Source organism: Cupriavidus sp. 8B (assembly GCF_054589115.1).
This window is the reverse complement of sequence record NZ_BAAILO010000201.1, coordinates 55,265-61,964: the sequence shown is the minus strand read 5'-3', so window position 1 is coordinate 61,964 and position 6,700 is coordinate 55,265. Positions and strand designations below refer to the sequence as shown.

Here is a 6,700-nt window from a genome sequence, read left to right as displayed (position 1 = left end):
AAATTTCCCCGCCCATATGTGGCGCGCCGGCCGCTTGCGGCCGGCGGCCAAGGCGTGCAGGATGTGGGCGGCAAGCAAACCGCCAAAAATGATCGAAACGAACTGAAACGAACTGGAGACCCTATGTCGTACATGCTGCTGATCGTCGAGCCCGTTGGCCAGCGCGCCGAGCGTTCCCCGGAAGAAGGGCGCGAAGCCTACGCCAGCATGCAGCGCTTTGCCGAAGGCCTGAATGAGCGCGGGCTGCTGCTGGGCGTCAACTCGCTCACGTCGCAAGACAAGGGCGTGCGGGTGCAGGTGCGCGGCGGCCGCCGCGACCTGCTCGACGGCCCCTTTGCCGAAGCCAAGGAAATGATCGGAGGCTATTTCCTGCTCGACTGCGCCACGCAGGATGAAGCCATTGCCATCGCCGCCGAGTGTCCCGCCGCGGCATGGAGCACCGTGGAGGTCCGCGAGGTCGGGCCATGCTTCCTGTAAGGCTGCCCGCGGATCGGGTCCCGCGTGGCTTCGTCTAGGTAGTTACCCTTGGTTTTCGGTTTTTTTGCACAGGATGTCGATCCGGCGACGCGCGCTTCGTCGTAGCGGTAGGAGTCAGCGAGATGCCAGCAAGATGCCACCGGCATGGCTCACCACCGACTACCAGCAACCCAAGCTAAGGAGAACGCGATGCGATTCATGATCCTGGTGAAAGCCACGCAAGGCAGTGAATCCGGCGCGATGCCGGACGAAAGCCTTTTCGCCGCGATGGCGGCGTATCACGAGCAACTGGCCAAGGCGGGCGTGCTGCTCGACGCCGCCGGACTCAAGCCCACTTCCGCCGGCTGGCGCATCCGCTATGCCGCCGGGCAGCGTAGCGTCATCGACGGGCCGTTTGCGCAAACCAAGGAAATGGTGGCTGGCTACACGCTGATCCAGGTGCGCAACCGCGAGGAAGCGATGGAATGGGCGCGGCGCTTTCCGTCGCCGCATGGCGAGATGGCCGACGGAGAGATCGAGGTACGGCAGTTGTTCGAGCTGGAAGACTTCGCGCCGAGCCCCGCGGTGGAGCGCTTTCGCGACCTGAACGTCGGCCAGCACTGAGCCAACGCTCCCATCCCGGGCCCAACCCAACCCTTGCCGGATCCCGCCATCATGCTCAAGCCCATCCTGCTAGCCGTCTTCGCCGCCATTGCCCTCTTGCTGATCGACGCCGCCACGCGGCCCGATACCTTCCGCGTGGAGCGCAGCGCCAGCGTCAAGGCGCCGCCGGAACGCGTGTTCGCGCTCATCAACGACCTCCACAACTTCAACCAGTGGAACCCCTATGAAAAGAAGGACCCGGCCCTGAAGGGCACCTACGGCGCCACGCGCAGCGGGCAGGGTGCCGCCTATGCCTGGGAGAGCGACAAGGTGGGTGTGGGCCGCATGGAGATCCTCGATACCGTGCCAGCCGCCAAGGTCACGATGCGGCTGGATTTCATCAAGCCGTTCGAGGCCCACAACACCGCCGAATTCACGCTCAAGCCCGAAGCCGATGCCACCAGGGTGACGTGGTCGATGCAAGGCGGCGTGCCGTACTTTGCCAAGCTGGTGCACCTCGTATTCAATATGGACAAGATGGTGGGCAAGGATTTCGAGGACGGGCTGGTCAACTTGAAGGTGCTGGCCGAGGCGCCGGCGGCCCGGTAAGCGGGGCAACCCGCCTAGCATTTACCCAATCGCGTGAAACCGAATCCAAGGACGAATCATGCACAAGCAAATCTACCTGAACCTCGCCGTGGCCGACCTGCAGCGCTCGCAGGATTTCTTCAAGGGCCTGGGGTTCACCTTCAACCCGCGGTTCACCGACGACAACGCTGCCTGCATGGTCATCGGCGAAAACATCCACGCGATGCTGCTCAAGCATGCGTTCTTCAAGGGCTTCACCGACCGCAAGCTGTGCGACACCTCGGACAGCACCGAAGTGCTGATTACCCTGTCCTGCGAGAGCCGCGCCGAAGTCGATGCGCTGGTCGCCAAGGCGCTTGCCAGCGGCGGCAAGAGCCCGCGCGCGCCGCAGGATCATGGCTTTATGTATGCCCACGGCTTCGAGGATCTCGACGGCCATATCTGGGAGCTCGTGTACATGGAGCCGTCCGCCGACGGCGCAGCCTGAGGCACGCGGTGGTGGCGACGACAACGACGCACCGGGCGATCGAAGCCGTATGGCGGATCGAATCCGCCAAGGTCATTGCCCACGTAGCGCGCGTGGTGCGCGACGTGGGCCTGGCCGAGGAGCTGGCGCAGGACGCCCTGGTTGCCGCGCTGGAGCGCTGGACCGAGACCGGCGTGCCGGACAACCCGGGCGCCTGGCTGATGACCACGGCGAAGAACCGTGCGCTCGACTACTTGCGCCAGCAAGCGCTGCACGCCCGCAAGCATGAGCAGATCGGCCACGATCTCGAAGCGATGGAGGCCCACGTAGTGCCGGATTTTGTCGATGCGCTGGATGCCGCGCGCGAGGATGACATCGGCGACGACCTGCTGCGGCTGGTCTTTACCGCCTGCCATCCGGTGCTCTCCACCGATGCGCGGGTCGCCATGACGCTGCGCCTGCTGGGTGGGCTGACCACCGAGGAAATCGCGCGCGCCTTCCTGACCCCGGAACCCACCATTGCCCAGCGCATCGTGCGCGCCAAGCGCACCCTCGGCGCCGCGCGCGTGCCCTTCGAGGTACCTGGGCCGCAGGCGCGCGCGCCGCGCCTGGCCTCCGTGCTGGAAGTGATCTACCTGATCTTTAACGAAGGCTACTCCGCCACCGCCGGCGATGACCTGATGCGCCCCGCGCTCTGCGAGGAAGCGCTGCGGCTGGGCCGCACCCTGGCCGGCCTGGCCCCGGACGAGAGCGAGGTGCACGGGCTGGTGGCGCTGATGGAGATCCAGGCCTCGCGCACGCATGCGCGGGTCGATGCGCAAGGCCGCCCCGTGCTGTTGCTGGATCAGGACCGCAGCCGCTGGGACCACCTGCTGATCCGGCGCGGGCTGGTGGCGCTGGCGCGCGCGGAAGAACTGGGCGGGGCGCTCGGTCCCTACGCCTTGCAGGCGGCGCTGGCCGCCTGCCACGCGCGCGCCACCGCCGCGGCCGATACGGACTGGGCGCAGATCGCCGCCATCTACGACGCCTTGTCGGAGGTGGCGCCGTCCCCGGTGGTGGAGCTCAACCGCGCGGTGGCGATCGGCATGGCCTTCGGGCCCGAGGCCGGGCTGGAACTGGTGAATGCGCTCCTCACCGAGTCCTCGCTGGCGAAGTACCATTTGCTGCCCAGCGTGCGCGGCGACCTGCTGCTCAAGCTCGGCCGCTTCGACGAGGCCCGCGCCGAGTTCGAGCGGGCCGCCGGCATGACGCGCAACGCCCGCGAGCGCGAATTTTTACTGGGACGGGCGCGCGAAGTTCGCGGCGGGATGGATCCGCCGCCCTGAGGGCGCGCCGCTTGCCACATAGCTGTGCTCCACGGGGGCTACTATCTCGGCGCGGGCTATCGATTCTGATGCATCCAGACAACGCCGCGACGGATCAAGGCAGCCCATGTTGAAAAAAACGATGTTTCGCACGCTTGCCTGCACCGGCCTGGCATGCCTGTCCCTGGCGGGCGCGCATGCCACGCCGCCCTCACGCCCATACTCGCCCCGGTCGGTCAAGGTGCTCGTCATCGCGATGTTCGCGCCGGAAGCCAGGACATGGCTCGATCACCTCGGGCCTACGCAGAAAATTGCCGTTCCCGGCTTGTCACCCGACGCACCGGCGCTGCTTTGCAATCGCGATGATGTCTGCGTGGTCACGACCGGCATGGGCCATGCCAACGCCGCCGCCTCCATGGCAGCGCTGCTGTATTCAAGGCTATTCGACCTGAGAAAGACATACTTCCTGGTATCGGGCATCGCGGGCATCGACCCGGCACAGGGTACCCTTGGTTCCGTGGCATGGGCGCGCTACCTGGTCGACTTTGGCATCCAGTGGGAGCTGGATGCCCGCGAAATCCCCAGCGGCTGGAAGTCGGGCTATCTCGGCATCAACACCCGGAGTGAAACGGAGAAGCCGCCCCTCGACTACCGTACGGAAGTATTCCGGCTCAACGAGGCACTGCTGCAAAAAGCCTATGCGCTCTCACGTGACGTGAAGCTCGCAGACAGTGAACAAGCGCAAGCCTACCGGGCGAAATACCAGAGCGCGCCCGCCAACCAGCCGCCTGCCGTGATCCAGTGCGACACCCTCGCAAGCGATACATGGTTCTCCGGAAACGCGCTGGGACAACGCGCGCGGGACTGGACCAAGCTGCTGACCGACGGCAGGGGCGTTTACTGCACCACGCAGCAAGAGGACAACGCGACCTTTGAAGTCATCAAGCGCGCGCAGGCGGCAGGTCTTGCCGACACGCAGCGCGTTGCGGTACTGCGCGCAGGATCGGACTTCGACCGCCCGCCAGAAGGCGGGTCGAGCGTTGACAACCTCCTGGACTATCAGGCGCAGGGGGCCTTCGTGCCTGCCCTGGACAATCTGTATCGCGCTGGCGCGCCATTGGTGAACGCGATCGTCAAGGACTGGCGGCATTGGAAAAACGGGGTGCCCGCGCACTGAGCCGCACGAGGTTGCGGCTAAGCGGGCAGGCGGGCGGAACGCGTCGCTTCGCCCGCCACGTACGCCTTGTTGAACAGGTTCGAGGCATTGAGTTGCAGGCGCCAGCGCGGGCCGATGTCGGCATGGATCACCGCATCGAACAGCGTCACGGCCGATACGTTGAAGGACCTGGTCTGCAGGCGCTGCCTAGCGGAACTGCTTCAGGGCATGCTCGAACGTCGCCCGCGAGTATCCGCCGAGATGCGTCGACAGCAGGCGGCCCTGCGCATCATAGAAAAGCGTCGTCGGGTACCCCTTGACCCCCGTGGCTTTAGCCACCTCGAGCTTGGGATCAAACAGGAGGTTGCCGATCCGCACCTCGGTTTCGTCCAGGTAGCGCTGCACGATATCGCGCGGCTCTCCCTGGTTCACGAAGACGATGTTCACGTGCGGGTTGTCAGCCTGCGCCTTGGCAAGCACCGGCATCTCGGCCCGGCACGGCGGGCACCAGGTGGCCCACAGGTTCACCACCGTGGGTTTGCCGTTGGCCATGGCCAGGGGCTGAAGCTGGCCGGCTGTGTTGACCAGCGCGACGACAGGGACCGACGGCGGCGGTCCGGAACCGTCCGCCATCAGGGTTGCCGCGCTCCAGACCACCACGCTCGCTGCTGCCGCGGCCAGCAGCGCCTTGCGCATCGCACGACGGCGCAACAGATACCAGGCAAGCACGCAGCCACCCGCTGTGGCGCCCGCGAGGAGGTCAAAGCCCTGGTCCCGGATATCCAGGATCGTCAGCCAGTCGGCGCCATAGGCTGGCAGGTAATGCATGACAAACACCAGCCGCGCTACTACCAGGCTCACCAGCACGATGGCAAGAATCACGCGCTCGATGCTCGCCCGATCCTTGCCGATGGCGCGCCCGACCATCACGGCCACGGCGATGCTGACGATCAGGATGAGGGGGGCAACCGGGAGGGCAAAGGGTCCAATCTGCATACATCCTTGAGGGTCTTGGTGGGAATGCCCGCTAGTCTGCACGCTTTTTGGTTTTGCTATCCGTCACAATTCGTCACGGTTCACGCCAAAGCCCGCAAAGCGTCCAGCAATCTCCCGATCTCCGCCTCTGTGGTCAGGTAGCTGACCGAAGCGCGGGCAACCTGGCTGAGCCCGCGCGCGTTCATGTCCAGCGGCGTATAGGGAACGCCATTGCTGCCGATCACCACGCCCTGCGCCGCCAGCCTGCGCTGCACCGCCACGGCGTCCTGGCCGGCCACGTTGAACGCCACCAGCCCGGAACGCTCGCGGCCCTGGTCCAGTACGGTCACGCCAGGTATCTCGGCCAGCTGAGCGCGCAGCGCCTGCGCGGTGCTGTCGATCCGAGCACGGATGTTGTCGAGGCCGATCTCCAGGGCTTCCTGTAGGGCGTTGGCCAGCCCGCAGCGCAGCGCCATCGCCGCTTCCGCCGATTCGAAGCGGGCCGCGCCGGCCCGCAACACCGGCTCGCCATCCGCGTCCAGGGGCGCGGAGTACGTGTCGACGAATGCTGGCGTGAGCCGGGGCAGGAAGTCCTGCCGCACGTACAGCAGGCCTGTGCCCCTTGGGCCGCGCAGTGCCTTGCGTCCTGCGCCGCTGAGCACGTCGCAGCCCAGCTGGGCGACATCGATCGGCAATTGCCCCACCGCCTGCGCCGCGTCGATGAAGTACGGAATGCCGTGGCGCCGCGCCACTTGCCCGATGGCCGCTGCCGGATTGATGAGGCCGCCGTTGGCCGGCAGCCAGGTCAGTGCAATCAGGCGCACGCGGTGGTCGATCATGCCCTCCAGCGCTTCGGGGTCCACGGCGCCGCTGCTGTCGGACGCAATGGTCTCGATCGAGGCGCCCGCGCGCTGGGCCGTCAGGCGCATGGCGGCCAGGTTACCGCCCCATTCGTGGCGCCCGACCAGGATACGCTCGCCGGGCTGCCACGCCCCCAGGGCCGCGAACGCGGCGCCCCAGCCGGGCGAATTGCCCGTGGTCAGTGCGATCTCCGCCGGTTGAGCGTTCAGCAGCTGCGCGGCGAGGGTGCGCGCGCGTTCCGTTTGTTCGCGCGCCGCGACGCCGGCTTCCATCGGCCCCAGCGTGGCCTCG

At 66.5% G+C, this 6,700-nt stretch carries 9 protein-coding genes; 6 read left to right on the top strand and 3 right to left on the bottom strand.

Going from position 1 to position 6,700, the window contains the following annotated elements; genetic code table 11:
* The first annotated feature begins 123 nt into the window (after window positions 1-123).
* From ACYP5B_RS19810 to ACYP5B_RS19785, 6 genes are all read left to right on the top strand, one after another.
* Window positions 124-477 carry a YciI family protein gene (locus ACYP5B_RS19810; RefSeq protein ID WP_400092302.1) on the top strand — a complete coding sequence of 118 codons (354 nt, stop codon included), beginning with the start codon at window positions 124-126 and terminating at the stop codon, window positions 475-477.
* A gap of 189 nt (window positions 478-666) precedes the next feature.
* Complete coding sequence (locus tag ACYP5B_RS19805; protein WP_400092299.1) at window positions 667-1,080, top strand: YciI family protein; 414 nt, start codon at window positions 667-669, stop codon at window positions 1,078-1,080.
* Between the two features lie 51 nt (window positions 1,081-1,131).
* Window positions 1,132-1,668 carry an SRPBCC family protein gene (locus tag ACYP5B_RS19800; protein ID WP_459570859.1) on the top strand — a complete coding sequence of 179 codons (537 nt, stop codon included), beginning with the start codon at window positions 1,132-1,134 and terminating at the stop codon, window positions 1,666-1,668.
* Window positions 1,669-1,726: 58 nt separating this feature from the next.
* A complete protein-coding gene (locus ACYP5B_RS19795; protein ID WP_318237555.1) occupies window positions 1,727-2,134 on the top strand; it encodes a VOC family protein in 408 nt (135 codons plus the stop codon).
* A gap of 11 nt (window positions 2,135-2,145) precedes the next feature.
* Entirely contained in the window at window positions 2,146-3,438 is a 1,293-nt protein-coding gene (locus tag ACYP5B_RS19790; protein WP_459570858.1) for an RNA polymerase sigma factor, read from the top strand.
* 106 nt (window positions 3,439-3,544) lie between these two features.
* Complete coding sequence (locus ACYP5B_RS19785) at window positions 3,545-4,594, top strand: purine-nucleoside phosphorylase (RefSeq protein ID WP_459570856.1); 1,050 nt, start codon at window positions 3,545-3,547, stop codon at window positions 4,592-4,594.
* A gap of 17 nt (window positions 4,595-4,611) precedes the next feature.
* On the opposite strand, the gene ACYP5B_RS19780 is transcribed toward ACYP5B_RS19785, so the two are convergent.
* From ACYP5B_RS19780 to ACYP5B_RS19770, 3 genes are all read right to left on the bottom strand, one after another.
* A complete protein-coding gene (locus ACYP5B_RS19780) occupies window positions 4,612-4,743 on the bottom strand; it encodes a hypothetical protein (protein ID WP_400092287.1) in 132 nt (43 codons plus the stop codon).
* A gap of 37 nt (window positions 4,744-4,780) precedes the next feature.
* Window positions 4,781-5,569 carry a prolipoprotein diacylglyceryl transferase family protein gene (locus ACYP5B_RS19775; protein ID WP_459570854.1) on the bottom strand — a complete coding sequence of 263 codons (789 nt, stop codon included), beginning with the start codon at window positions 5,567-5,569 and terminating at the stop codon, window positions 4,781-4,783.
* An 80-nt stretch (window positions 5,570-5,649) separates the two neighbouring features.
* Window positions 5,650-6,700, bottom strand: a 1,051-nt coding sequence (locus tag ACYP5B_RS19770; protein WP_459570853.1) for an aminotransferase class V-fold PLP-dependent enzyme, incomplete at its 5' end; no start/stop codon positions are given.

Coding starts and splice junctions, on each gene's coding strand:
- ACYP5B_RS19810 (WP_400092302.1), top strand. CDS start 124: ATGTCGTACATGCTGCTGATCGTCGAGCCCGTTGGCCAGCGCGCCGAG.
- ACYP5B_RS19805 (WP_400092299.1), top strand. CDS start 667: ATGCGATTCATGATCCTGGTGAAAGCCACGCAAGGCAGTGAATCCGGC.
- ACYP5B_RS19800 (WP_459570859.1), top strand. CDS start 1,132: ATGCTCAAGCCCATCCTGCTAGCCGTCTTCGCCGCCATTGCCCTCTTG.
- ACYP5B_RS19795 (WP_318237555.1), top strand. CDS start 1,727: ATGCACAAGCAAATCTACCTGAACCTCGCCGTGGCCGACCTGCAGCGC.
- ACYP5B_RS19785 (WP_459570856.1), top strand. CDS start 3,545: ATGTTGAAAAAAACGATGTTTCGCACGCTTGCCTGCACCGGCCTGGCA.
- ACYP5B_RS19775 (WP_459570854.1), bottom strand. CDS start 5,569: ATGCAGATTGGACCCTTTGCCCTCCCGGTTGCCCCCCTCATCCTGATC.